This is a genomic window from Mumia sp. zg.B53 (assembly GCF_019550935.1).
Classification (GTDB): domain Bacteria; phylum Actinomycetota; class Actinomycetes; order Propionibacteriales; family Nocardioidaceae; genus Mumia.
In genome coordinates, this window is record NZ_JAHWCK010000001.1 from 334,069 (window position 1) to 357,414 (window position 23,346).

General features: G+C 70.2%; 25 protein-coding genes. 16 read left to right on the forward strand and 9 right to left on the reverse strand.

Annotated features, from left to right (window positions below):
- The first annotated feature begins 4 nt into the window (after positions 1-4).
- Complete coding sequence (locus KV102_RS01635; protein ID WP_220345106.1) at positions 5-2,752, forward strand: RNA helicase; 2,748 nt, start codon at positions 5-7, stop codon at positions 2,750-2,752.
- 73 nt (positions 2,753-2,825) lie between these two features.
- Here KV102_RS01635 and KV102_RS01640 read toward each other — a convergent pair whose 3' ends face one another.
- On the reverse strand, positions 2,826-3,128 hold the full coding sequence (locus tag KV102_RS01640) for a thiamine-binding protein (protein ID WP_220345107.1): 303 nt from the start codon (positions 3,126-3,128) through the stop codon (positions 2,826-2,828).
- An 89-nt stretch (positions 3,129-3,217) separates the two neighbouring features.
- Here KV102_RS01640 and KV102_RS01645 point away from each other — a divergent pair, with 89 nt between their 5' ends.
- The 8 genes from KV102_RS01645 (at position 3,218) to KV102_RS01680 (ending at position 11,010) form a co-directional block, all read left to right on the forward strand.
- Positions 3,218-4,144: a 5'-3' exonuclease gene (locus KV102_RS01645; protein ID WP_220341702.1), complete on the forward strand. Its 927-nt coding sequence runs from the start codon at positions 3,218-3,220 to the stop codon at positions 4,142-4,144.
- A gap of 34 nt (positions 4,145-4,178) precedes the next feature.
- Positions 4,179-5,285, forward strand: coding sequence for a Xaa-Pro peptidase family protein (locus KV102_RS01650; protein WP_220345108.1), 1,107 nt, complete (start codon positions 4,179-4,181; stop codon positions 5,283-5,285).
- 70 nt (positions 5,286-5,355) lie between these two features.
- On the forward strand, positions 5,356-5,796 hold the full coding sequence (locus tag KV102_RS01655; protein WP_220341704.1) for an Lrp/AsnC family transcriptional regulator: 441 nt from the start codon (positions 5,356-5,358) through the stop codon (positions 5,794-5,796).
- A 7-nt stretch (positions 5,797-5,803) separates the two neighbouring features.
- Positions 5,804-6,403 (forward strand): GNAT family N-acetyltransferase, encoded by a 600-nt coding sequence (locus KV102_RS01660; RefSeq protein ID WP_220341705.1) that lies wholly within the window; start codon positions 5,804-5,806, stop codon positions 6,401-6,403.
- Positions 6,403-7,941, forward strand: coding sequence for an amidohydrolase (locus KV102_RS01665; RefSeq protein WP_220345109.1), 1,539 nt, complete (start codon positions 6,403-6,405; stop codon positions 7,939-7,941). Before KV102_RS01660 ends, KV102_RS01665 begins: the two co-directional genes overlap by 1 nt.
- A 219-nt stretch (positions 7,942-8,160) precedes the next feature.
- The gene (lnt, locus tag KV102_RS01670; RefSeq protein WP_220345110.1) at positions 8,161-9,693 is read left to right on the forward strand and encodes an apolipoprotein N-acyltransferase; all 1,533 of its coding nucleotides are present in this window, start codon (positions 8,161-8,163) and stop codon (positions 9,691-9,693) included.
- Positions 9,690-10,424 (forward strand): polyprenol monophosphomannose synthase, encoded by a 735-nt coding sequence (locus KV102_RS01675; protein ID WP_308290199.1) that lies wholly within the window; start codon positions 9,690-9,692, stop codon positions 10,422-10,424. Before lnt ends, KV102_RS01675 begins: the two co-directional genes overlap by 4 nt.
- A gap of 43 nt (positions 10,425-10,467) precedes the next feature.
- Entirely contained in the window at positions 10,468-11,010 is a 543-nt protein-coding gene (locus tag KV102_RS01680; protein WP_220341708.1) for an FxsA family protein, read from the forward strand.
- 99 nt (positions 11,011-11,109) lie between these two features.
- On the opposite strand, the gene KV102_RS01685 is transcribed toward KV102_RS01680, so the two are convergent.
- The 4 genes from KV102_RS01685 to KV102_RS01700 all read right to left on the reverse strand — a co-directional run bounded on the left by KV102_RS01685 (position 11,110) and on the right by KV102_RS01700 (position 15,448).
- Positions 11,110-11,511 carry an RNA polymerase-binding protein RbpA gene (locus tag KV102_RS01685; protein ID WP_220341709.1) on the reverse strand — a complete coding sequence of 134 codons (402 nt, stop codon included), beginning with the start codon at positions 11,509-11,511 and terminating at the stop codon, positions 11,110-11,112.
- Positions 11,512-11,637: 126 nt separating this feature from the next.
- Entirely contained in the window at positions 11,638-13,029 is a 1,392-nt protein-coding gene (locus KV102_RS01690; RefSeq protein WP_220341710.1) for an MFS transporter, read from the reverse strand.
- Positions 13,026-13,817: a glycerophosphodiester phosphodiesterase gene (locus KV102_RS01695; RefSeq protein ID WP_301022444.1), complete on the reverse strand. Its 792-nt coding sequence runs from the start codon at positions 13,815-13,817 to the stop codon at positions 13,026-13,028. The genes KV102_RS01690 and KV102_RS01695 overlap by 4 nt, the downstream gene beginning before the upstream one ends.
- Positions 13,818-13,918: 101 nt before the next feature.
- Positions 13,919-15,448, reverse strand: coding sequence for a UDP-N-acetylglucosamine 1-carboxyvinyltransferase (locus tag KV102_RS01700; RefSeq protein WP_220345111.1), 1,530 nt, complete (start codon positions 15,446-15,448; stop codon positions 13,919-13,921).
- Positions 15,449-15,576: 128 nt separating this feature from the next.
- On the opposite strand from KV102_RS01700, the gene add reads away from it, so the two are divergent.
- Complete coding sequence (gene add / locus KV102_RS01705) at positions 15,577-16,638, forward strand: adenosine deaminase (protein WP_308289326.1); 1,062 nt, start codon at positions 15,577-15,579, stop codon at positions 16,636-16,638.
- A 44-nt stretch (positions 16,639-16,682) separates the two neighbouring features.
- On the opposite strand, the gene KV102_RS01710 is transcribed toward add, so the two are convergent.
- Positions 16,683-17,330, reverse strand: a complete 648-nt coding sequence (locus tag KV102_RS01710; protein ID WP_220345112.1) for an MBL fold metallo-hydrolase — start codon at positions 17,328-17,330, stop codon at positions 16,683-16,685.
- A 27-nt stretch (positions 17,331-17,357) separates the two neighbouring features.
- Positions 17,358-17,849 (reverse strand): methyltransferase domain-containing protein, encoded by a 492-nt coding sequence (locus KV102_RS01715; RefSeq protein ID WP_220341713.1) that lies wholly within the window; start codon positions 17,847-17,849, stop codon positions 17,358-17,360.
- Positions 17,850-17,963: 114 nt separating this feature from the next.
- Here KV102_RS01715 and KV102_RS01720 point away from each other — a divergent pair, with 114 nt between their 5' ends.
- From KV102_RS01720 to KV102_RS01745, 6 genes are all read left to right on the forward strand, one after another.
- Entirely contained in the window at positions 17,964-18,299 is a 336-nt protein-coding gene (locus KV102_RS01720; RefSeq protein WP_220341714.1) for a YnfA family protein, read from the forward strand.
- 32 nt (positions 18,300-18,331) lie between these two features.
- Positions 18,332-18,721, forward strand: coding sequence for a hypothetical protein (locus KV102_RS01725; RefSeq protein ID WP_220345113.1), 390 nt, complete (start codon positions 18,332-18,334; stop codon positions 18,719-18,721).
- A 48-nt stretch (positions 18,722-18,769) separates the two neighbouring features.
- Positions 18,770-19,591 (forward strand): helix-turn-helix transcriptional regulator, encoded by an 822-nt coding sequence (locus KV102_RS01730; RefSeq protein WP_308289325.1) that lies wholly within the window; start codon positions 18,770-18,772, stop codon positions 19,589-19,591.
- On the forward strand, positions 19,591-20,763 hold the full coding sequence (locus KV102_RS01735) for an epoxide hydrolase family protein (protein WP_220345114.1): 1,173 nt from the start codon (positions 19,591-19,593) through the stop codon (positions 20,761-20,763). The genes KV102_RS01730 and KV102_RS01735 overlap by 1 nt, the downstream gene beginning before the upstream one ends.
- 62 nt (positions 20,764-20,825) lie before the next feature.
- Positions 20,826-21,242: a VOC family protein gene (locus tag KV102_RS01740; RefSeq protein ID WP_220345115.1), complete on the forward strand. Its 417-nt coding sequence runs from the start codon at positions 20,826-20,828 to the stop codon at positions 21,240-21,242.
- Positions 21,243-21,246: 4 nt separating this feature from the next.
- On the forward strand, positions 21,247-21,714 hold the full coding sequence (locus tag KV102_RS01745; protein ID WP_220341718.1) for a PPOX class F420-dependent oxidoreductase: 468 nt from the start codon (positions 21,247-21,249) through the stop codon (positions 21,712-21,714).
- On the opposite strand, the gene KV102_RS01750 is transcribed toward KV102_RS01745, so the two are convergent.
- Together KV102_RS01750 and KV102_RS01755 are read right to left on the reverse strand one after the other, a co-directional pair.
- On the reverse strand, positions 21,677-22,345 hold the full coding sequence (locus KV102_RS01750) for a hypothetical protein (protein ID WP_220345116.1): 669 nt from the start codon (positions 22,343-22,345) through the stop codon (positions 21,677-21,679). The genes KV102_RS01745 and KV102_RS01750 overlap by 38 nt on opposite strands.
- Positions 22,346-22,383: 38 nt before the next feature.
- Positions 22,384-23,301: a sulfite exporter TauE/SafE family protein gene (locus KV102_RS01755; RefSeq protein ID WP_220341720.1), complete on the reverse strand. Its 918-nt coding sequence runs from the start codon at positions 23,299-23,301 to the stop codon at positions 22,384-22,386.
- Positions 23,302-23,346 lie beyond the last annotated feature (45 nt).

A 23,346-nucleotide genomic window follows, 5' to 3' on the forward strand; every position in this document is an offset into this window, starting at 1 on the left:
AGGTATGACCTCACCGGCGGAGCGATATGCCCAGTTCCGGGCTGCGCAGGCCAAACCTCTCCTTGCTGAGTTCGCCAGTCTGTACGCGTTCGATCTGGATCCGTTCCAGGTCGAGGCCTGCGAAGCGTTGGAGAACGGCCACGGAGTCCTCGTCGCGGCTCCGACCGGGTCCGGCAAGACCATCGTGGGTGAGTTCGCGGTCCATCTCGCGCTGGCCACGGGCCGCAAGTGCTTCTACACGACGCCCATCAAGGCGCTGTCGAACCAGAAGTTCCACGACCTGGTCGAGCGCTACGGTGCCGACCGGGTTGGGCTGCTGACCGGCGACAACACGATCAACGGCGAGGCGCCGATCGTCATCATGACGACCGAGGTGCTGCGCAACATGCTCTACGCCGGCTCCCGGACGCTGGAGGGTCTCGGCTACGTGGTCATGGACGAGGTGCACTACCTCGCCGACCGCTTCCGCGGTGCGGTCTGGGAGGAGGTCATCATCCACCTCCCGGAGTCCGTGCAGGTGGCGTCGTTGTCGGCGACGGTCTCCAACGCCGAGGAGTTCGGTGACTGGCTCAGCGAGGTGCGCGGCGACACCGTGACCGTGGTCTCCGAGCGTCGTCCGGTCCCGCTCTATCAGCACGTCCTCGTCGGGCGGCGCCTGTACGACCTGTTCGAGGGTGACCCCGCCGAGGGTGCGCAGGTCAACACCGAGCTCGAACGGATCGCCCGCGACGAGTGGCGGATGCGTCAGGTCGGACGCGCCGGCGGCGGGCCGGGGAAGCGCGGCAAGCGCGGCCAGTCGTACGGGGCCCACCGGCACCGCTCCCGCAACTACACGCCGAACAGGGTCGACGTCCTCGACCGCCTGGACGCGGCGGGGCTGCTCCCGGCGATCACCTTCATCTTCAGCCGCGCCGGGTGCCAGGCCGCCGTCGAACAGTGCCTGTCGACGAACCTGCGGCTCACCTCACCGGCCGAGGAGCGCGAGATCCGCGCCTACGTCGATTCCGCGACGGACAACCTCCCGCCGGCCGACCTGGAGGTCCTGGGCTACGCCGACTTCGTCGAAGGGCTCGCCCGCGGCATCGCCGCCCACCACGCGGGCATGCTGCCGACCTTCAAGGAGGTCGTCGAGCACCTCTTCAGCCAGGGCCTCGTCAAGGCCGTTTTCGCCACCGAGACGCTGGCGCTGGGCATCAACATGCCCGCCCGTTCGGTCGTCATCGAGCGCATGACGAAGTGGAACGGCGAGACGCACGCCGAGATCACGCCGGGGGAGTACACGCAGCTCACGGGTCGCGCCGGACGTCGAGGCATCGACGTCGAGGGACACGGGGTCGTGCTCTGGCAGCCGGGTCTGGATCCCAAGCACGTCGCGGGCCTCGCGTCGACGCGCACCTATCCGCTCCGGTCGTCCTTCCACCCGTCGTACAACATGGCCGTCAACCTGGTCCACCAGGTCGGTCGTGCGACCGCGCGGCAGATGCTCGAGCAGTCGTTCGCGCAGTTCCAGGCCGACCGACAGGTGGTCGGGCTCGCGCGCCAGGTCCACAAGGCGGAGGAGGCACTCGCGGGGTACGCCGAGGCGGCGACCTGCTCCAGGGGTGACTTCATGGAGTATGCCGCGCTGCGCCGCCGCATCAAGGACCTCGAGCAGAACGCGTCCCGCAAGCGACGCTCCGCGCACGCCGACGATGTCGCCGCCTCGCTGGCACGGCTCCGCCCCGGCGACGTGATCGCGGTGCCCGCCGGGCGGTGGGCAGGCTGGGCCGTGATCCTCGACCCCGGCACCCAGGACCGCAGCGCTCCCCGTCCGTTCGTGCTCACCGACGACCGGCATGCGCGCCGGCTCGGGCTGGTCGACTTCCCGTCGCCCATCACCCCCGTCCGTAGGATGCAGGTCCCGCGGACCTTCAACGCCCGCAACCCGCAGCAGCGACGCGATCTCGCGTCGACGTTGCGGCAGAAGACGCGCGACCTCGATCTGCCGAGTGCGCGCCGGAGCAAGGGCGCCCCGGTGCACGATCCCGAGATCGACGAGCTCCGCGACACGCTCAAGCATCACCCGTGCCACCAGTGCCCCGACCGCGAGGACCATGCCCGCTGGGCCGAGCGGTGGTTCCGCCTGGAGCGCGACACCGCCAACCAGCGCCGGCGGATCGAGCAGCGGACGAACACCGTCGCTCGGCAGTTCGACCGGGTGTGCGAGGTCCTGGACGAGCTCGGCTACCTCGACGGCGACACCGTGACCCCGGACGGCCGGCGCCTGCAGCGTCTCTACTCCGAGCTCGACCTGCTCGCAGGGGAGTGCTTGCGGCGCGGCACGTGGGACGACCTGGATCCTGCCGAGCTCGCCGCGGTGCTCAGCGGGCTCACGTACGAGTCACGCAACCCCGAGGGGGACGGCCCGCCACGGTTCCCGCGCGGGACCGCGGCGATCGTCGCCGACGAGATGGCGCGCACCTGGGCCGAGCTGGAGCAGGTGGAGCGCACGCACCGGCTGTCGTTCCTGCGGCGTCCCGACTTCGGCTTCGCCTGGACGGCCTGGCAGTGGGCGTCGGGCTACGACCTCGACGTCGTCCTGGAGTCCAACGACGTGGCCGCCGGCGACTTCGTCCGCGCGATCAAGCAGCTCCTCGACGTCATCGAGCAGGTTGCCGCGGCGGCCACCGACGACGCGCTGCGCAAGAAGGCGCGGGCAGCCGCAGACCTGCTGCGCCGCGGCGTGATCGCCTACTCCTCCGTCTCCGAGTAGCCCCGCGGGTCACTCTCGGGGGCTCGCGGGTCACTCCTGGACCGCTCGCGGGTCACTCTCGGGCGCTCGCGGGTCACTCCTCGCCGAGCAGCTCGTCGATCCGCTGGACCTTCTCGGAGAGCTGTCCCGTACGTCCCGGACGGATGTCGGCCTTGAGCACCAGCGACACCCGTGGCGAGACGTCGGCCACGGCCTCGACGGCACGCTTGACGACGTCCATCACCTCGTCCCACTCGCCCTCGATGTTGGTGAACATGGCGTTGGTCTCGTGAGGCAGGCCGCTCGCGCGGACGACGGCGACGGCCCGTGCAACGGCTTCCCCCACCCCGCCGGCGTCGTCGGCGGTCGCCGGGCTGATGCTGAACGCTGCGATCATCGCCTCAGCGTACGAGAAGGCCCGCCACCTGGCGCTGTCTGTCGTACGTCGTGAGGCGATCCGTCGCCGCCGCCCGCTACGGTGCGGGTATGTCCCAGCAGAAGCTGCTCCTGCTCGACTCGGCCTCCCTCTACTTCCGGGCGTTCTTCGGGATGCCCGACACCCTCAGGTCGCCCGACGGCACGCCCGTCAACGCCGTACGAGGGATGCTCGACTTCGTCGCGACGCTGGTCGACTCGCTCGAGCCGGATGCGATGGCCGCGTGCTGGGACAACGACTGGCGGCCGGCGTGGCGCGTCGAGCTCATCCCGTCCTACAAGGGACACCGGGTCGAGGAGGCCCAGGCGTCGGCCCCCGACGTGGAGGAGACGCCCGACCTCCTCGACGTCCAGGTGCCGGTGATCGCCCGAGCCCTCCAGATCCTCGGCATCCCCGTCGTCGGTGCCGACGGCTACGAGGCCGACGATGTCATCGGCACCCTCGCGACCACCTGGGACGGCCCCGTCGACGTGGTGACGGGTGACCGCGACCTGTTCCAGCTCGTCGACGACGCCCGTGGCGTGCGCGTCCTCTACCCGGCCAAGGGGATGAGCAAGCTGGAGTCGGTCGACGCAGCGTGGATCCGCCACCGGTACGGCATCGAGCCGGCCCAGTACGCCGACTTCGCGGTGCTGCGCGGCGACCCGTCCGACGGCCTGCCCGGTGTGGCCGGGATCGGCGAGAAGACGGCCGCGACCCTCCTCGCCGCCCATGGTGACCTGGCGGGCATCGTGGAGGCTGCCGCGGACCGGCACGTCCAGATGGCCCCGCGGGCTCGTAAGAACCTCCTGGCGGCCGCGGACTATCTCGCGGTCGCGCCTCGAGTCGTCGAGGTGGTCCGTGACCTGCCGCTCGATGTCGACCTGACGCTCCGGCCCGTGACGACCGAGCAGATCCGCGAGATGGCGGAGCTGGCGGAGGCCTGGGGTCTCGGCCGTCCGGCCGAGCGGGCCGTAGCTGCCCTGACGGCGCCCTGAGGGCCCGCGGGGCGCCGCCGGTAGTCTCGAGGGCATGACCACCGACATCTCTCGCCGGCTCGACGCTGCCCGGGCGGCAGCGAAGGACTCCGGAATCGACGCTCTTCTGGTCACGCCCGGTGCCGACCTGCGCTACCTCACGGGGTTCGCCGCGATGCCGCTCGAGCGTCTGACCTGCCTGGTGCTGCCGACCGAGGGCGACCCGGTCCTGGTCCTTCCGCGTCTCGAGGTGGCGATGGCGGTCGAGGCCGGTGTCGAGGAGCACGGCATCGCCCTGGTCGGCTGGGAGGAGACCGACGACCCGTACGCCGCCGCCCACGCAGCAGCGAAGGGTGCCCGACGTGTCGCCGTGGACGACCACATGTGGGCCGAGCGTGTCTTTGCGTTCGGCCTCGCCTTCGGTGACGCCGACCAGGTCCTCGCCGGCGGCGTGCTGCGGCCGCTCCGGACGCGCAAGACGCCCGACGAGATCGAGGCCCTCCGCGAAGCCGGCGCCGCGATCGACCGGGTCCACACGCGCATGGGGGAGTGGCTTCGACCCGGCCGCACGGAGCGGGAGGTGGGCCGGGACATCGCCGAGGCCATCCTGGCCGAGGGCCACGAGAGCGTCGAGTTCGTGATCGTCGGTTCCGGACCCAACGGGGCCTCGCCGCACGCCGAGGTCTCTGACCGCGTCATCGAGCGCGGCGACCCCGTCGTCGTCGACATCGGCGGAGTGATGCCGTCCGGCTACTGCTCCGACTCGACCCGCACCTACGTCGCCGGGGGCTCGGCACCGGCGGACTTCCTCGCCTACTACGAGGTTCTCCGCCGAGCTCAGGACGCGCAGTGCGCGTACGCCCGCCCCGGCGTCTCGGCGCAGTCGGTGGATGCGGTCGGCCGCGACGTGATCGCGGAGTCCGGCTACGGCGAGGCCTTCCTCCACCGCACCGGCCACGGGATCGGGCTCGAGACCCACGAGGAGCCCTACATCGTCTCCGGCAACAAGCTCGCACTCGAGCCGGGGATGGCGTTCTCGATCGAGCCCGGGATCTATCTCGAGGGTCGTCACGGTGCCCGTATCGAGGACATCGTCGTGACCACCGACGACGGCCTCGAGCGTCTCAACCTCACCACCCGCGACCTCGTCGTGCTCGACTGACGTGAGAGACGACGTCTCTGACACCGGTCAGATCGTCGCCTCCCGGGCCGCGGTCGATATCCTGTCGCACGTGGAGGATACCGACGCGCAAATCGTCCGGCTACTGTCTGCTGACGGCCGGATGTCTTTCACCGACCTCGGACGGGCCACCGGCCTGTCCACCAGTGCTGTCCACCAACGTGTCAAGCGGCTCGAGGCGCGAGGAGTGGTGCGTGGCTACCAGGCCCAGCTCGACCCGGCGGCGGTCGGCCTGGGCCTCAGCGCCTTCATCTCCATCCGTCCCATCGACCCGAGCCAGCCTGACGACTCCCCAGAGCGGCTGCGGCACCTCGACGCCATCGAGGCCTGCTACTCGGTCGCGGGGGAGGAGAGCTATGTGCTCAAGGTCAGGGTGCCGAGCACCGTTGCCCTGGAAGGGCTGCTCGCCGAGATCCGGGCGGCGGCGAACGTCTCGACCAGGAGCACCATCGTCTTGTCCACCTACTACGAGAACCGCCCGATCGGAGGCTGACCCTAGTATGGCCGACCTGGCCACCTTCACCGTACGACGTGTCACCGACCCAGAGCCTGAGCTGCTGGACTCGCTGCACGCTTTGATCACCGAGCTGGTGGAGGAGGGTGCCGCGCTCGGATGGCTGGAGCCACCGAGCCGGTCCGACGTCGGCGACCTTCTCGGCGACCTGGTGCAGGAGAGCGACCTCGACGACGCCTGCCTCGCTGTCGCCGAGGACGCCGAGGGCGGTGTCGTCGGGTTTGCGTACTGGTCACGCCGGATGGGCGAGACCGAGCAGCCGCACGCGGACATCGGCCGCGTCGCTGTCTCGTCCCGTGCGCGGGGGGCCGGCCTCGGCCGACGCCTGGTCGGCGAGCTCATCGACTACGCCCGCAAGTCGGGCATCGAGATCCTCACCCTGGACGTACGCGGCAACAACCACGCGGCGATGGCGCTGTACGAGCGCCTCGGATTCCAGGAGTACGGCAGGATCCCCGACTTCGTCGCCATCGGCGACCAGCGGTGGGACAACGTCTACTTCTGGCTGGACCTTCGCACCGACGAGCACGACCTCACGCTCCACGGCGACACACCGACCGGGCCCGGGGCCTCCGAGGTGCGTTGATGGGTGGCGGCCGGACTCTGTACCGCGGGGTCAGTCTCCTGGACCGCCGCCGTCCTGCCGCGCTGGCTGTCGAGGGCGAGACGATCGCCTGGATCGGTGACGACCACGACGCCGCGTCGTGGGTCGACGGTGCGACCGAGGTCCGAGCGCTCGACGGGACGTTGCTGACGCCCGGATTCGTCGACGCCCACGTCCATCTGGCGATGACCGGTCACGCGCTGCGAGGTCTGGACCTCGCAGGAGCGCGCTCGCGGGTCGAGGCGCTCGAACGCCTGGGCGTCCACACGTCCCGCTCTGGCGACGTCGTCGTGCACGGTCAGGGGTGGGACGACACGTCCTGGCCCGACGGCACGCTCACCGGTCCCGACCTCGACCGCGCCGCCGGTGGGCGTCCCGTCTACCTGGGACGCGTCGACGGGCACTCGGGCGTCGTCTCGGCCTCCCTGGTCAGCAGGGTCCACGGCCTGCGAGAGGCTGACGGCTGGAGCGCCGGCGGACGGGTCGAGCGAGACGCCCACCACCTCGTACGCCAGCATCTGGCGACGCTGTCCGATCCCTCCCACCGTGCGGCGACGATCGGTACGGCCCTGCGTGCGGCGGCCGCAGCCGGCATCGTCTCGGTCCACGAGAACGCCGCCCCGCACATCTCGCCGCTGGAGGACGTGGACGTGGTGCGTGCGCTGGCCGCGTCCGAGGTCCTGCCGCACGTGGTGACCTACTGGGGTGCGCGCGACGCCTATGCGGACGCGCGCGCGTACGGCGTGGCGGGCCTGGCGGGAGACCTCAACATCGACGGCTCCCTGGGCTCGCACACCGCTGCGCTGCACGAGCCGTACGACGACCGTCCATCGACCATCGGCCACCAGTACCTCGAGGCGGACGAGGTTGCCGAGCACGTCGTCGGGTGCACGCGCGCCGGCCTCCAGGCGGGCTTCCACGTCATCGGCGATCGAGCGTCGGCCACCCTGGTCGAGGGTCTGCGTCGTGCACGGGACGTCCTCGGGACCGATACGTTGCGCGCCGCGCGCCACCGTGTCGAGCACCTCGAGATGCCGTCGGGGGCCGACCTCGAGCTGCTCGCCCAGCTCGGGGTCACCGCCAGCGTCCAGCCGGCGTTCGACGCCGCGTGGGGCGGGTCGGACGGGATGTATGCCGCTCGTCTCGGCAAGGACCGTTCGCACGGGATGAACCCGCTGGCGGCGATGGCCGCGATCGGCGTCCCGCTCGCCTTCGGCTCCGACGCCCCCGTGACTCCGCTCGCGCCGTGGCACGCCATCGCGGCGGCGACGAGGCCGCAGGCGGGCGGGCAAGCGCTGTCGCTCGCACAGGCGGTGCATGCGCACACCGTCGGCGGATGGCGGGCCGCCCGCATCGACGGCACCGGCCGGCTCGAGCCGGGGGCGGCGGCACATCTCGCGTTCTGGGAGGTCCCGACGGGAGCGCAGGCGGCCGAGGCGGCCGTCGCCGGCGAGGCGAGGTGCGTCCGCACGGTGGTGTCGGGACGCACCGCGTACGAGATGGCCTCGAGCGTCGCCTGAGTGTTGACACGAGCGGTCAGGGAGGGCACTGTCGTATCTGATCGCCTCTCGGATGCTGGCGGTATCACGGGGAGAGGCTTCACGCCAGAGGCACCTGGCGCCCACTAGACAACAGCTTCTGCTGGTCCGAAGGGCGCCGGGCCTCTGGCGGATCACTTTCTCGCACGGTCACCTCCCTCTCGCCGCTCCGTCGGTGGCACCTCCCGGTAGCGTTGACCTGTGCCTCGTGCTCTCTCCTTCGCCGACCGGACCTGGTTCCGGCGCACCGCCCTTGCTGTGGCGGCCGGCCTGGTCGTGTCGTGCGGCTTCGCGCCGGTCTCGCAGCCATGGTCCGTGTGGCCAGGCCTGATCCTGCTGGTGGTCGCCCTTCGTGGCGCGAGCGTCGGCGTGGGGGCGTGGTTGGGCTGGGCGTTCGGGACGTCGTTCCTCCTCGTCCTGCTGTCCTGGGTGCTGGTCTTCGAGATCCCCGGGGCGTACGTCGCCCTCGCCGCCTTCGAAGGCCTCTTCTACGGCGCGTTCGGTGCCGCCTTCGCGGCACTGGCGCGCCTGCGAGCCTGGCCGGTGCTCGGCGCACTGGCGTGGATGGCGGCGGAGATGCTGCGGAGCCTGTTTCCCTTCGGTGGTTTCCCGTGGGGGAGGCTGGCGTTTGCCGCGGTGGACACGCCGCTGGCGCCGATCGCGCGCTGGCTGGGGGTCTCGGCACTGTCGGGAGCGGTGTTCCTGACGGCGGCGCTGGCCGTGTGGGCGTTCTTGTGCTGGCGCGCCGAGTCGGGACGCGTGCGTCGGCTGGCTCTGGGCGCGGTGTCCGTCGGCGCTGTCTTCGCGGTCGGTGCCGTGCTTCCCGTCGGGATCGCCGGGGACGGTCGTTCGATGCAGGTGGCGATCGTGCAGGGTGACGTTCCCGGGACCGGCGCGTCCTGGTACGGCGAGCAGCGCCAGGTCCTCGAGAACCACGTCCGCGTGACGTCGGCGTACGCGGCTCAGGTGCGCAGTGGCGCTCTCCCTCCGCCCGACCTCGTCCTGTGGCCGGAGAACGCCTCCGACATCGACCCGACGACGGACCGGGCGGCGGGCGAGGCGATCACCCGTGCGGCGCGTGACGTCGGCGCCCCGATCCTGGTGGGTGCGATCCTCGATGGACCCCGAGAAGATACGGCGTACAACGCCGGCCTCGTGTGGGACCCGGTGACCGGGCCCGGCGACCGCTACATCAAGCAGCACCTCGTCCCCTGGGGCGAGTACGTGCCGTTTCGGGGGTTCTCCGAGTGGCTGGTGCCGCTCCTCGCGGAGGAGATCCCACGCGACATCCTCCCCGGTGACGAGTCCGGCTCCCTCCCGATCGGCGACAGCGTCGTCGGCACGATGATGTGCTTCGACGTGGTCTTCGACGGGCTGGCCCGCAGCGCGGTGCTCGGCGGGGCGGAGCTGCTCGTGGTGCAGACCAACAACGCGACCTTCACGGGAACCTCCCAGCCCGAGCAGCAGTGGCAGATCTCGCGGCTGCGCGCGATCGAGTCGGGGCGGTACGTCGCCGTGCCGTCGACCAACGGGATCTCCGGTCTCATCCGTCCAGACGGTACGGTTCAGGCGACGGCGCCGCAGGAGGAGCCGGGCTATCTCGCCGAGGAGATCCAGGCCGCCACGGCGGTCACGACCGGCACGCGGCTCGGCATCTGGATAGAGGCGGCCGCGTCGCTCACGGTCGCCCTCGTGCTGCTGAGCGGAATCCGAAGGAAGGTACGTCGACGGTGAAGTCCCTGGTAGTGATCCCCACCTACAACGAGGTGGAGAACGTCGAGTCGATCGTGGGGCGTGTCCGTGGCGCGCAGCCCGACGCGGACGTGCTCGTCGTCGATGACGGCTCGCCTGACGGGACCGGTGATCTCGCCGACCAGGTGGCCGCCGCGGACCCCTCGGTCCAGGTCATGCACCGCACCACCAAGGACGGTCTCGGCGCGGCCTACCTCGCAGGGTTCGCGTGGGGCCTCGAGCGTGGGTACGACGTCCTCGTCGAGATGGACGCCGACGGCTCCCACCAGCCGGAGGAGCTCTATCGTCTCCTCGACGCGATCGACGCCGGTGCCGATCTCGTCCTGGGCTCGCGTTGGGTCGACGGGGGTTCGGTGGTCAACTGGCCCAAGCAGCGCGAGGTGCTCTCACGCGGCGGCAATCTCTATGCGCGAGTGGCGCTCGGTCTGCCGCTGCGTGACGCCACGGGGGGATACCGGGCGTTCCGAGGCGCGGTCCTCAAGGACCTGCTGGCTGACGAGATCGCGTCGCAGGGCTACTGCTTCCAGGTCGACCTGGCCCGGCGCTCGGTCCGTGCCGGGTACGACGTCCGCGAGGTCCCGATCACGTTCGTCGAGCGCGTGGCGGGGGAGTCAAAGATGGACGGCGGGATCGTCCGTGAGGCGCTCTGGCGCGTGACGGGCTGGGGACTGCACGACCGCACCCGTTGGCTGCGCCGCGTACGCTCGTCGTAAGGCACCGAGAGTTCTGAGCGTCCCGGGGCGAGAGGGGAAGTCGATGCGTCGAGGTATCGCAGCCGCGTTCTTGCTGCTGCCCGTGGCGGAGATCGCCGTCGCGGTGGGAGTGAGCCGGCTGATCGGCGTCGGCCCCACGCTGCTCGTGCTCCTCGCCCTCACCGTCGTGGGGGTGCTCGTCCTGCGCGAGGCCGGGCGTCGTGGCTGGCAGGCGATGCGTCAGGCCGCCCGTGAGGGTGCGGTGCCGACCGGTGGGGACGGGCGAGCGCTGACCGTGCTCTCCGGCATCCTCCTCGCCGTACCCGGATTCCTCACTGCTCTCGCCGGGCTCCTCTTGATGCTGCCGCCGGTCCGTCGGCTCGTGCGCAGCCGGACACGACGATGGGTCGAGAGCCAGGGCGCCTGGGTGGTCGTGGACCGCTTCGGCCGCCCAACGAGCCGAGGTGGCCGCACCGGTCCCGCGGACGCGTCGAGCACGGTGGTCCAGGGCGAGGTCATCGAGGACGACGACCTGCCGGGCAGCCGAGCGCGACCCGCTCCGGCGCCGAACACACCGCAGCGGACCTTCCCACCGCCGACCCCGTAAACGCCGGCAGGCCCGGGCACAGACAAAAGCCTGGGCCGCACCATGGGGGGAGACGGTGCGACCCAGGCGATCCGGGGGATCAGGTCGGGAGCTTGTCGGTCAGGCCGTACGCTTGCGAGCCTTGGCCTTGGCCTTGGACTTCGCCGGGCGGTGCAGGTGCGCCGGGCCGATCTCGCCGGCGCGCAGAAGCTCCAGGCGCTCGGTCAGGATCTCCTCGAGCTCGGGGATCGAACGCCGCTCGAGCAGCATGTCCCAGTGCGTACGCGGGGCCTTGACGTCCTTGTGCTCGGGCTCGGTGCCGTCGACGAGGCGACCGATCTTTCCGGTGCGCGGGTCCTCCCACTCGGCGGGGATCTCCGCGTCGTCGGCCATCGTGATCGTGAATGTCTTACCGTCAGGGAGGACGTACTCGACGTCCTGCCGCGGCGCCATCTCGACGCCACGCTCGTCCTCGAAGCTCTGGGTTCCGAGGCGCGCCCCCCGGAGTGCGCGTTCAGCCATTAATGCCCTCCCGACAATGAATCACAACATGGTGGTACGAGACGTGTCCGTTTCCGTACACGCTGTCCAACGTATCGGGGGCTCGTGAGATTCCCCTGAGAGCGAATCGTGTCCTAGGCCACGCCGTCAGACCACGGCGGGGACGGTGTTGCCGGCCTCGCGGATCGCACGTCGGGGGTCGAGCCGCGTCAGGAGTACGAATCCGACCAGGAAGAACACGATCAGCGCGAAGATCGCCGGACGGTACGACCCCGTCAGCTGGTGGACGAGGCCGAAAACCAGCGTACCGAGCCAGCTCGTCCCTCGCTCGGCGGCCTGGTAGAGGCTGAAGTACTCGGCCTCGCGTCCCTTGGGGATCATCTGGGAGTACAAGGAGCGCGACAGCGCCTGCGTGCCGCCCAGCACGATGCCGATCCCCGTCGCCATCGCGAGGAAGGGCACGACCTGGCCTGCAGGCAGGACGTATCCGACGCAGACGATGACCATCCACACGACGAGTCCGCCCATGATCGTCCGGGTCGCTCCGACGCTGCGTGCCACGCGCCCGAAGAAGAGAGCGCCCGCGATCGCGACGAACTGGACGAGGAGGATCGTGGCGATCAAAACCTCCTGCGAGAAGCCGAGCTGCTTCTGCCCGTAGATGGAAGAGGAGTAGATGACGGTCTGGATGCCGTCGTTGTAGAAGAGGTAGGCGACGAGGAAGAGCAGCGTCTGTGGATATCTCCTGAGGTCCTTCAGGGTCGTCCACAGCTGCCCGAAGCTGCGTTGGACCAGTCCGGGTCGATGCTCGGGGTCGGCGGCGACGAGGTCGGCCGGCGGATGGTCGCGAAGCCCTCGGTACGCGACGATCGTGAACCCGCCCCACCAGATACCGGCCGAGAGCAGGCTGATGCGGACCGCCGTGTCGGTCCCGACGACGTCGCCCGCTCCCAGGACGAGGCCGAGGTTGAGCAGGAGCAGCACCCCTCCACCCAGATAGCCGACGGCCCAGCCGCGGGATGACACGTGATCGCGCTCGTCCGGCTCGGCGACGTCGATCAGGATCGCGTCGTAGACCGTCAACGAGGCAGCCATGCAGAGGTTCGCGACCATCAGCAGACCCGCGCCGAGCTGCCAGTTGCTGCCGGCGACAAGGAACATGCAGCAGGTCGCGAGGGCGCCGGCCCACGCGAGGCGAGCCATCAGGGTGCGCTTGGACTCGACGCGGTCGGCGACGGCTCCGACGATCGGCAGGACCACCGCGGAGAGCAGCGTCGCGAAGGTGACGACGTAGAACACCAGCGAGCCGGCCGACAGACCGAGTCCGAGAAGGTCGACCCGGCTTGTGCACGGGTCGTCGACGGTGCCGACCCGACCGCACGCGTCCCGCTCGGCGACCGAGGTGAGGTAGGGGCCGATGAGCACCGTCCCCACGCTGGTGATGTAGGCGGAGTTGGCCCAGTCGTACCAGTACCACGCACGCTGCTCCCGGCGTCGGGCCGCTGCCGGGGTCGGGCCGCTCGTCTGTGCCGTCGTCATCGTGCGTCTCCTCCGGTCCACTGCCCGCGGGCAGTCAGGACGTCCTTCAGGACGTCGATGCGGTCACTCATCAGCCCGTCGACCCCGAGGTCGAGGAGGTGGTTCATGTCGTCGGGGTCGTCGATCGTCCACACGTGGACCTCGAGGCCGAGATCGTGGGCGGTCTCGACGAACCGAGGTGTGACGATCGACAGCCACCCCTGCCGGGTCGGCACCTGCACGCACGACGCCCCCAGCCGGCGCAGCCACGGAAGCACCCGCCACGGACGGACCGACATGCGGGCGATCTCCGGGGGAGAGGCGGACGTGGCGAGGTACGGCGCGAGCGCACGGACCCGGGAGAGACGACGGTGCGAGAACGACGCGATGCACACGCGCTCGCCGGCCCTCGCGTCGTCGATCACCCGCAGGGTGGGCGCGACCGCTGCCATCTCCTTGACGTCGATGTTGACGTGCACGTCCGGAAAGGCGTCGAGGACTTCTCGGAGCAGCGGAACGGGCTCCCGTCCGCCGATCTGGGCGCGTTCGATCGTCGAGGCGGGGAGCCGGGCGAGCTCCCCACGGTGGTCGGTGGTGCGGTCGAGCGACGCGTCGTGGAACGCGAACACCACGCCGTCCGACGACACCCGCGCGTCCGTCTCGAGGTAGGTGTAACCCAGTCGTACGGCGTTCTCGAACGCCGCAAGAGAGTTCTCGATGCCGAGGTTCGGACCGTAGTGTGCGCCACCACGATGGGCGTACGCCAAGGGCTTCGGCGAGGCGAGGAAGGGCGGCACCGCGGCTGTCACCGCCCTAGTATGCAGCCCTCTGGCTCGTCTGTCGGTTCTTCGACGACATCATGGCTCCCGGTGGCCGGCTCGTCCCTCGCCGACCACCCTCGCCTCACTCCTCAGATGTCGCGGAACGTCTCGATCTCGGCCCCTAGCGCGTTCAGGCGAGTCGCGAGGTCCTCGTAGCCACGGTTGATCACGTAGACGCTGCGCAGCACCGACGTGCCCTTGGCCGCGAGCATCGCGATCAGGATGACGACCGCCGGCCGCAGCGCCGGCGGGCACACGAGCTCGGTGGCGCGCCACCGGGTCGGGCCCTCGATGAGCACGCGGTGCGGGTCGAGCAGCTTGACGTTGGCGCCGAGCTTGTTGAGCTCCGTCAGGTAGATCGCGCGGTTCTCGTAGACCCAGTCGTGCAGGAGCGTCGTGCCCGAGGCGGTCGCGGCGATGACTGCGAAGAACGGCAGGTTGTCGATGTTGAGGCCGGGGAACGGCATGGGGTGGATCTTGTCGATGGGGGCGTGCAGCACCGACGGGTACGTGGTGATGTCGACCAGCCGGGTGTGGCCGTTCTCCGCGAGGTACTCCTCGCTGCGGTCGTAGGCGAAGCCCATCTCCTCGAGCAGCGCGAGCTCGATCTCCATGAACTCGATCGGCACGCGGCGGACGGTGATCTTCGACTCGGTCACGATCGCGGCCGTGATCAGGCTCATGGCCTCGATCGGGTCCTCGCTCGGTGCGTACTCCACGTCCACGTCGATCCGCGGACGCCCGGTGACCCGGAGGGTCGTCGTGCCGATGCCCTCGATGACGACCCCGAGCCGTTCGAGGAAGAAGCACAGGTCCTGGACCATGTAGTTGGGGCTCGCGTTGCGGATCAGCGTCGTGCCGTCGTGGCGGGCCGCCGCGAGCAGGGCGTTCTCCGTGACGGTGTCGCCGCGCTCGGTGAGCACGATCGGACGGGTCGGCGACACCGACGGGTCGACGGTCGCCTGGTAGCTGCCTTCGGTCGCCTTCACCTCGAGGCCGAACGGACGCAGTGCCGTCATGTGCGGCTCCACCGTGCGGGTGCCGAGATCGCAGCCGCCGGCGTACGGCAGCTCGAACGACTGCTCGCGGTGCATCAGCGGGCCGAGGAACATGATGATGCTGCGCGTACGGCGTGCGGCCTCGGCGTCGATCGACGACAGGTCGAGGGATGCCGGCGGGATCAGCTCGAGGTCGCCCTCGTCGCCGATCCACGTCGTCTTGAACCCGATCGACTGCAGCACCTCGAGGAGCCGGTTGACCTCCTCGATGCGTGCGACCTTGCGCAGCGTCGTCCGGCCCTCGTTGAGCAGAGCGGCGCACAGAAGCGCGACGCCGGCGTTCTTGGAGGACTTGACGTCGATCACGCCGGAGAGCTTCGTCTCGCCCGCCACGCGCAGGTGGCTCGGACCGGACGTGCCCAAGGCCACGAACTCCGAGTCGAGGGCGGCGCCGACGCGGGCGAGCATCTCGAGGGAGAGGTTCTGCTGGCCCTGCTCGATGCGGTTCACCGCACTCTGGCTCGTCTTCAGGAGATTTGCGAGGTCCGCCTGGGTCATCCCGCGGTGCTTGCGCGCATCTCGGATGAGGTTCCCGATCCGAGTGAGGTAGTCGTCAGTCATGGGCTCCACCGTATCTCAGATATGAGATAATCGTCGAGGACACGAGGTGTGATACCTCGTACGGTCACGGCTGCCCGCGCCACGGCGAAGGCACCTCGACCCACCGTACGGGGTGGTTCAATGGCGCGGTGAGCAACCCCACCGCCGTGTCGCCGACTGGCAGCGGCCGTCCTGTGAACCCGTTCCTGCATGCTCTGCCGAAGGCTGAGCTGCACGTTCACCTGCTCGGAGCGGCATCTCCCGAGACCGTTCTCGGGCTCGCGCGCAGACACCCCCAGGTCGGCGTCCCTGTCGAGATCGAGGCACTCCGGGAGTTCTACCGCTTCCGCGACTTCGCCCACTTCATCGAGGTCTACGTCCAGACCAACCAGCTCGTCACCACCCCCGAGGACGTCGAGGACCTCGTCGCGGGAGTCGGGGCGGACATGGCGGCCCAGAACATCCGGTACGCCGAGCTGACCGTCACCCCGGACAGCCAGCTCCTCATGGGGATCGAACCCGACGCCCTGGCCCAGGCGCTGGTCGGCGGACGGGAGCGGGCTCGAGAGAGCGGCGTCGAGCTGGCGTGGATCTTCGACATCCCCGGCGAGCTCGGTGTGGTGTCGGGGGAGCGGACCATCGACTGGGTCGAGAAGTACGCGCCTTCGGGAACCGTCGGGTTCGGCCTGGGCGGCCCCGAGATCGGCGTCGCCCGCCCCCAGTTCGCCGAGGTCTTCGCGCGCGCCCGGGCGATCGGTCTCGGGAGCGTCCCGCACGCCGGCGAGACGACCGGAGCCGAGACCGTACGCGACGCGCTCGATGCGCTCGGAGCCGTCCGGATCGGACACGGGATCAGGGCGGTCGACGACCCGGCCCTCGTCGCAGAGCTGGCAGACCGCCGCATCCCTCTGGAGGTGGCGCCGACCTCGAACCTGCGGACGGGCGCGGTCGCCAGGATCCAGGAGCACCCTTTCGTCGCGTTGCACGAGGCGGGTGTCGTCGTCACGCTCAACAGCGACGACCCGGGCATGTTCGACACGACCCTCGAGCACGAGTACCAGCTCGCCCACGACGTCTTCGGCCTCAGTCTCGCCGACCTCGCCGACGTCGCCCGCACCGCGGTCGACGTCTCGTTCGCGCCGGACGCGCTGAAGCTCGCGCTCCGTGACGAGATCGACGCGGTCGTCGCCGAGGCGATGCTGGAGTCCTGACCGGCGGCCTCGTCCCGGCTCAGGCGGCGACGCCCGTGCTCATCTCACACCGTCGCCGTGCCGTCCGACCCGAGCAGCAGGGCCTCCTCTGCGCCGCCCATCTCGGCCACCCGGCCCCAGTAGATGGGATAGCCGAGGTCGGAGATGGTGCCGTCGTGGATCGGGAAGACGACCCGCGGCGCCACCGCCCGTACGAAGTCGACCGTCTCGCTCACCTTCGCCCACGGGGCGCTGAGCGGGACAGCCAGGACGTCGACCGCCCGAGGGACCGACTCGTAGGAGTCGCCGGGGTGGAACAGGCGCGTGTCCTCGGCTTCGACGAGGACGCCGACGTTGCCGATCCGGGGCATGTCCGGGTGAATCACGGCGTGCTCGAAGCCGATGCCCGTGAGGGTCAGCGACGGTCCCAGCTCGACGGTCACGTTGGCCGCGAGCGGCTGCCAGACGCCCAGACCGCCCAACGCGGCGACCGTCTGCGGCTCCGCGAGCAGCCTGGCGTCGGGGTTGGCGGCGAGCAGGCGCTCGATGCGGGCCGGATCGACGTGGTCTGGGTGCTGATGGGTGACGACGATCGCGTCCAGCCCGGTGAGGGAGAAGGCCTCGTCGCGGCTGAACGTGCCGGGGTCGATGAGGACCCGGTGCGGTCCAGACTCGACGAGGAGGGCGGAGTGGCCGAAGCGCGTGATGTCCATGGCCCTATCTAACCCCGCGCGCGCCGATCACCGTCGACGTGCGACGACCTCGAGGACGTGAGGAGCCACCCACCGCTCGCTCAGCGTCTCCCACCCTCGCAACCTCGACACGTTGCTCTCGCCGAGCCTCACAGCGACGAGGCCGTCCGGTCGCAGCGCAGCCTGGATGTGCGCCCAGAGCTGCTCGGAGCCCGATCTGAGCAGTGCGGAACGCACGTGCACCAGGTCGGCGTCGGGGAGACCGCTCAGCTGCGGCAGGCTCTCGGCGACCAGGGTGAGGCGGTCGAGCGCCTCGGTGCCGGCTCGCGCACGTACGGCGTCGCACGTGGCTGGGTCTTCGTCGATGCCGATGACGGTCCAGCCGAGCTCGAGGAGGGCGGTCGCCTCGGCGCCGGCGGCACATCCGACGACGACGGCCGTACGGCCTTTGCCGGGTCCGACGAGCGCGAGCGCGGTGGAGCACAGCGGTGGCACCGCCGTACGTCGCGGGCTGACGGTGGGGGGCCTCTCGTTTCGCACATGCCGATGCTGGCACGAGGGCGCGGCGCTGTCCCAAGGGGGGAGGCCCACCGGTGTGTCGACCGTTCCCGAGTTGGGATCATCGAGCTCTCTGCCTTCCCGAAGGAGCTCTCGATGTCGGTGATGCGCTCGATCGTCCTGTTCGGCGTGGCAGCACTCTTGGAGATCGGCGGTGCCTGGCTGGTCTGGCAGGGTGTGCGCGAGCACCGGGGATGGGCGTGGATCGGTGCAGGCGTGGTGGCGCTCGGAGCGTACGGGTTCGTCGCGACGCTCCAGCCCGACGCCAACTTCGGCCGCATCCTCGCCGCCTACGGTGGAGTGTTCGTCGCCGGCTCGCTGGCGTGGGGGATGGTCGCCGACGGGTTCCGACCCGATCGCTGGGACGTCGCCGGGGCGCTGGTGTGCCTCGTCGGCGTCGGGCTCATCATGTACGCCCCACGGAACGCGTGACACGCCCTGACCGCGCCGATACTCTCCCACCTGTGAAGAGTCCTCGCGCCATGCCGGTGGAGACGCGACGGATGTTCGTGATCGCCGCGGGCGGCACGCTGGCGGCCGGCCAGCTGGCGAGCATGGGCAGGGCCGAGGTGCCGCTCGCGCTCCTCGCACTGGCTGCCTGCGGCGTGAGGTGGGCGCGTACGGTCTTCGCCTTCGGCGCTGCCTTCTGGGCGCTCTTCGCCCTGTGGGGATGGACCTACTACGTCGTGCACGGAGGCTCTGCTCTCACGGCGGAGGAGCACCGTGTGCTCGCTGCCATGACGATGTGTGCCCTCGCGTTCCTCGCCGTGACGGCGCCGGCCGTGAAGGACTGGGTCCGTGCTCAGCCCTCGCCGCCCGCGGTCTTACCGCGTACGATCTCGCAGCTTCGATGACCTCTCAGGTCATGGTCGCTGGACGGTGGATGCGCCAGAGTGGGAGCCGTGACGACGGAGACCGTGACGAGGCAGCCCGGGGAGCGCGCCCTGGGGGACCTGCTGCGGACGTGGCGGACGCGGCGCCGCTACAGCCAGCTCGCGCTGTCGTCGGAGACCGGGATCTCGACGCGCCACATCAGCTTCGTGGAGACAGGACGGTCACGGCCGAGCAGCGACATGATCCTCCGCCTCGCGGCAGCACTGGACGTGCCGACGCGAGTGCAGAACAGGATGCTGCTCGCCGGCGGATTCGCGCCCGCCTTCCCCGAGCGCCCACTCGAGCACCGCGACCTCGAAGCGGCGCGCTCTGCGGTGCGTGAGGTCCTCGTCGCGCACGAGCCGTACCCCGCGCTCGCTGTCGACCGGTTGTGGAACATCGTCGACGCCAACGCCGGCGTACGCGCCCTGGCGGCGCTCGCCTCGCCCTCCCTGCTCGAGGGGCCGGTCAACGCGCTTCGCCTGACACTCCACCCGGACGGTCTCGCGCCGCACCTGGTCAATCTCGCGCAGTGGCGCGAGGCGGTGCTCGCCGGGTTGAGTCGCATGGCGCAGGCGCAGGGGGACGTCGAGATGCTGGCGCTCCGCGACGAGCTCGCGGGGTACGAGGTCCCCGTGACGTCGGACGCGCGGGCGCCTGATGGTGGTCAGGTGTTCGTGCCGCTGGTCGTTCGTGTCGGCGACGACATGCTGACGTTCCTCTCGATCATCTCGACGTTCGGCACACCGATCGACGTGACCCTGTCGGAGCTGGCGATCGAGACCTTCGTCCCGGCCGACGACACGACGCGCCGGTGGCTCGGCCAGCACGTCCAGGTCACGGCCGGCTGATGGATCGCGCGGCGGAGGCGGCGATCACCCCCTTCCGTGCCCACGTACCCGACGACGCGCTCGGGGATCTGCGCGACCGTCTGCGCCGGACTCGATGGCCGGAGGCGGAGCCGGTCTCCGACTGGTCGCAGGGTATTCCGCGGGGCTACCTCCAAGACCTGTGCCGCTACTGGGCAGAGGACTACGACTGGCGGGTGACCGAGGCGCGCCTCAATGCTGTCCCTCAGTTCCGTACGCGCATCGACGGGCTCGACGTCCACTACCTTCACCGCCGCTCGCCCCACCCGTCTGCGCTGCCGGTGGTGCTGACCCACGGCTGGCCGGGCTCGGTGCTGGAGTTCCTCGACCTCCTCGATCCACTCACGGATCCGACGGCGCACGGGGGAGCGGAGGAGGACGCCTTCGATGTCGTGGTGCCCTCCCTGCCGGGGTACGGATTCAGCGGCAGACCCACGACCACCGGCTGGGGCGTCGACCGCATCGCCGGCGCGTGGGCACGGCTGATGGAGCGCCTGGGATATCGCCGTTACGGCGCCGCAGGCAGCGACTGGGGGACGAGCGTCAGCAGCGCGCTCGGGCGCCTCGATCCCGATCATGTGGCAGGCATCCACCTGGTGCCACCGCTGGCCGGTCCCGACCCCGACGACCCCTCACCGCCGACAGCCGCCGAACGCACGGCGCTGGGTGACCTCGAGCGCCGGGCCCGGCAGGAGTCGGCCTACTCGGAGGTCCACCGCACCAAGCCGCAGACGATCGGCTACGCGCTCGTCGACTCTCCGGCCGCACTCTGCGCGTGGATCGTGGAGAAGATGTGGTCCTGGACAGACCACAACGGTGACCTCCACTCGGTGCTGACGCGCGACCGGGTGCTCGACGACGTCAGCCTCTACTGGTTCACGCAGACCGGTGCGTCGTCGGCGCGGCTCTATGCCGAGAGCATCGACCTGGTGTCGCGGTGGATCAGCGGCGCTGACGCAGAGCAGGTGACGGTGCCGACCGGGGCGTCGATCTTCGGCGCCGAGGTGCCACGACCCTCACGGCGCTGGGTCGAGCGCCGCTATCCGGACCTGCGCTACTGGGCCGAGCACGCCCGTGGCGGTCACTTCGCTGCCTGGGAAGCACCCGACGCGCTCGTGGAGGACCTGCGCAGGTTCTTCCGCCCGCTCCGATGACAGCCACGGCCGCGAGAGGGCAGAGTGTCAGGGAGTCACGATCTCGACCCCAGGAGGAACCGATGACGACCCGACTCAACCCCTACCTCTCGTTCGGAGACCAGGCGCGCGCGGCGATGGAGTTCTACCGGTCGGTGTTCGGGGGTGAGCTCACGCTCAGCACCTTCTCCGAGTTCGACCCCACGGTGGGCACGGGCACGGGCGCGGGCGACGGGATCATGCACGGACAGCTCGAGGCACCCAACGGGATGGTCCTCATGGGGGCGGACACACCTCCCGAGATGAGCGGCCCGACACCGAACGGCACGGTGTCCTTGAGTGGAGACGACGAGTCGGAGCTGCGCGGCTACTGGGACGGTCTCGCGGACGGTGCCCAGGTCACCGTGCCGCTGGAGAAGGCACCGTGGGGCGACTCGTTCGGCATGCTGACGGATCGGTTCGGCGTGGGCTGGATGGTCAACATCTCAGAGGCGGGCTGACGTCGTGCCAGGTCGCATCGCCACCGCTGACACGGTCGACCGCGAGGCGCTGCTCGCGTTCCTGCGCGGCCGCAGCCATGCCGTGCTGCACACGACCCGCAAAGACGGGTCTCCGCAGATGAGTCCCGTGACCTACGGAGTCGACGGTGCCGGGAGGGTGGTCGTCTCGACCTACCCCGAACGCGCCAAGGTCGCCAACCTCCGGCGGCGTCCCGCCGCCTCGGTCCTGTCGCTGGGGACGGACTTCAACGACGCCTGGGTGCAGGTGGACGGCACAGCCGAGGTCATCGATCTCCCGGACTCCGTCGAGCCGTTGGTGGAGTACTACCGGGCCATCTCGGGGGAGCACCCTGACTGGGACGAGTACCGTCGGGCGATGGTCGAGCAGGGCAAGTCGATCATCCGCATCTCGATCGAGCGGTGGGGGCCGGTCGCTACGGGCGGCTTCCCGCCTCGGCTGGCCGAGGGCTGACCGTGACGAGCTCCACCTCGTCGTCCTGACCCGGCCACCGACCGAGCAGGGCGTACGGCGACGGTGTCCCGCGCTGAAGGTCTGCGCCGACAAGCACGCGGCGGACCACCAGCGACGCCTGGTCGGCGTCGACGACTGTCTGCTCGGCGTCGCTGCGAGCCACCGGCGCCACCACCTCGGGGATCGGCGTGCCGGCCGAGCCGCTGCCTGTCACGAACGTCGTGGGCTCGCGCCGAACGAGGCCGGCATCGGTCTCGACGAACTCGTCCGCCTGGCGACCGCCCGTACGGATGGCCGCGAGTGCCGCCTGCACGTAGACGGGGTCGCCGCACCCGTCGTACACCCACCGCCGGCCCAGGACGGAGTGGTCCATGGTGGTGATCAACGCCGCATCGGCACCCTCGAGAGCGGACGCCCGGTAGGTCAGCGGCACCTGCAGGAGCGGACCTCCCGGTGTGCGGACGAGGAACGTCTCGATGCCGACCTCGCCGTCGGGATCGTCGAAACGGAAGGCGCCGACGCGCTCCAGCGCTCCGTCTGCCGCCGACCGACCCCACGGTTGCGTCGGCACCCACTGCTGGAGGAGCTCGAGCTTCGTCGGGCGGATCTCTGCCTGATAGAGGTGAGCCATGCCGACATCCCACCACGGCAGAGAGTCGCCGCGCTCGGTCAGACGACCGAGGCGCTCTCGCTCGGCTCGTCAGCCTCTGCCAGCTCCTGGTCGCGCTCCGCGCGGTGGCGCTTGAACGAGTACACGACCGCCGAGACCCACAGCGCGACGATGACGATGTACGCCACCGACCGCAGGCCCCCCGCGGCATCGATCCAGTCGCTCGTCAGCAGGGTCCGGGTGTTGGTGAGGATGATCAGACCGCCGACCAGCGACCCGAGGACACGCGGCGGGATGTGGCGGACCAGCCACGCCGCGATCGGCGCGGCGATCGCGCCGCCGATGAGCAGTGCCAGGGCCCAGGTGTAGTCGACGCCTGCCGACCCGATGCCGACGATGAATCCGAGGCTCGCGGCGATGGCCACGAGGAACTCGCTGGTGTCGATCGAGCCGATGGTCTTGCGGGGCTCGAGGCGTCCGCTGGCGAGGATCGCCGGTGTGCCGACCGGGCCCCAGCCGCCCCCGCCGGTGGCGTCGACAAATCCTGCGAACAGTCCGAGGGGTGTGAGGAACCGCTTGCGGAGAGGCTTGCCGAGGTTGCCCTTGGGCAGCCCTTTCGCGGTGAACCGTACGAGGATGTACAGGCCGAGGGCCAGGAGGATCACCGACATCAGCGGCCCGGCTGCCTCGGTGGAGAGGCTCGAGAGGAATGTCGCACCGGCGAACGCGCCGATGGCGCCGGGGATGCCGATCTTGGCGACGACCTTCCAGTCCACGTTGCCGAACCTCCAGTGCGCCGCACCGGAGACCAGCGTCGTGCCGATCTCGGCCAGGTGCACGGTGGCCGACGCGGCCGCGGGGTTGGTCCCGATCGCCAGGAGGAGCGTCGTCGACGTCACCCCGTACGCCATGCCAAGGCTGCCGTCCACGAGCTGCGCGCCCAGCCCGACGAGCGAGAGCAGTACAAGAGTGCGCATTGTGTCCCCACGAGATTAGGTAAGTCACTAGGTTCGGTACACAAT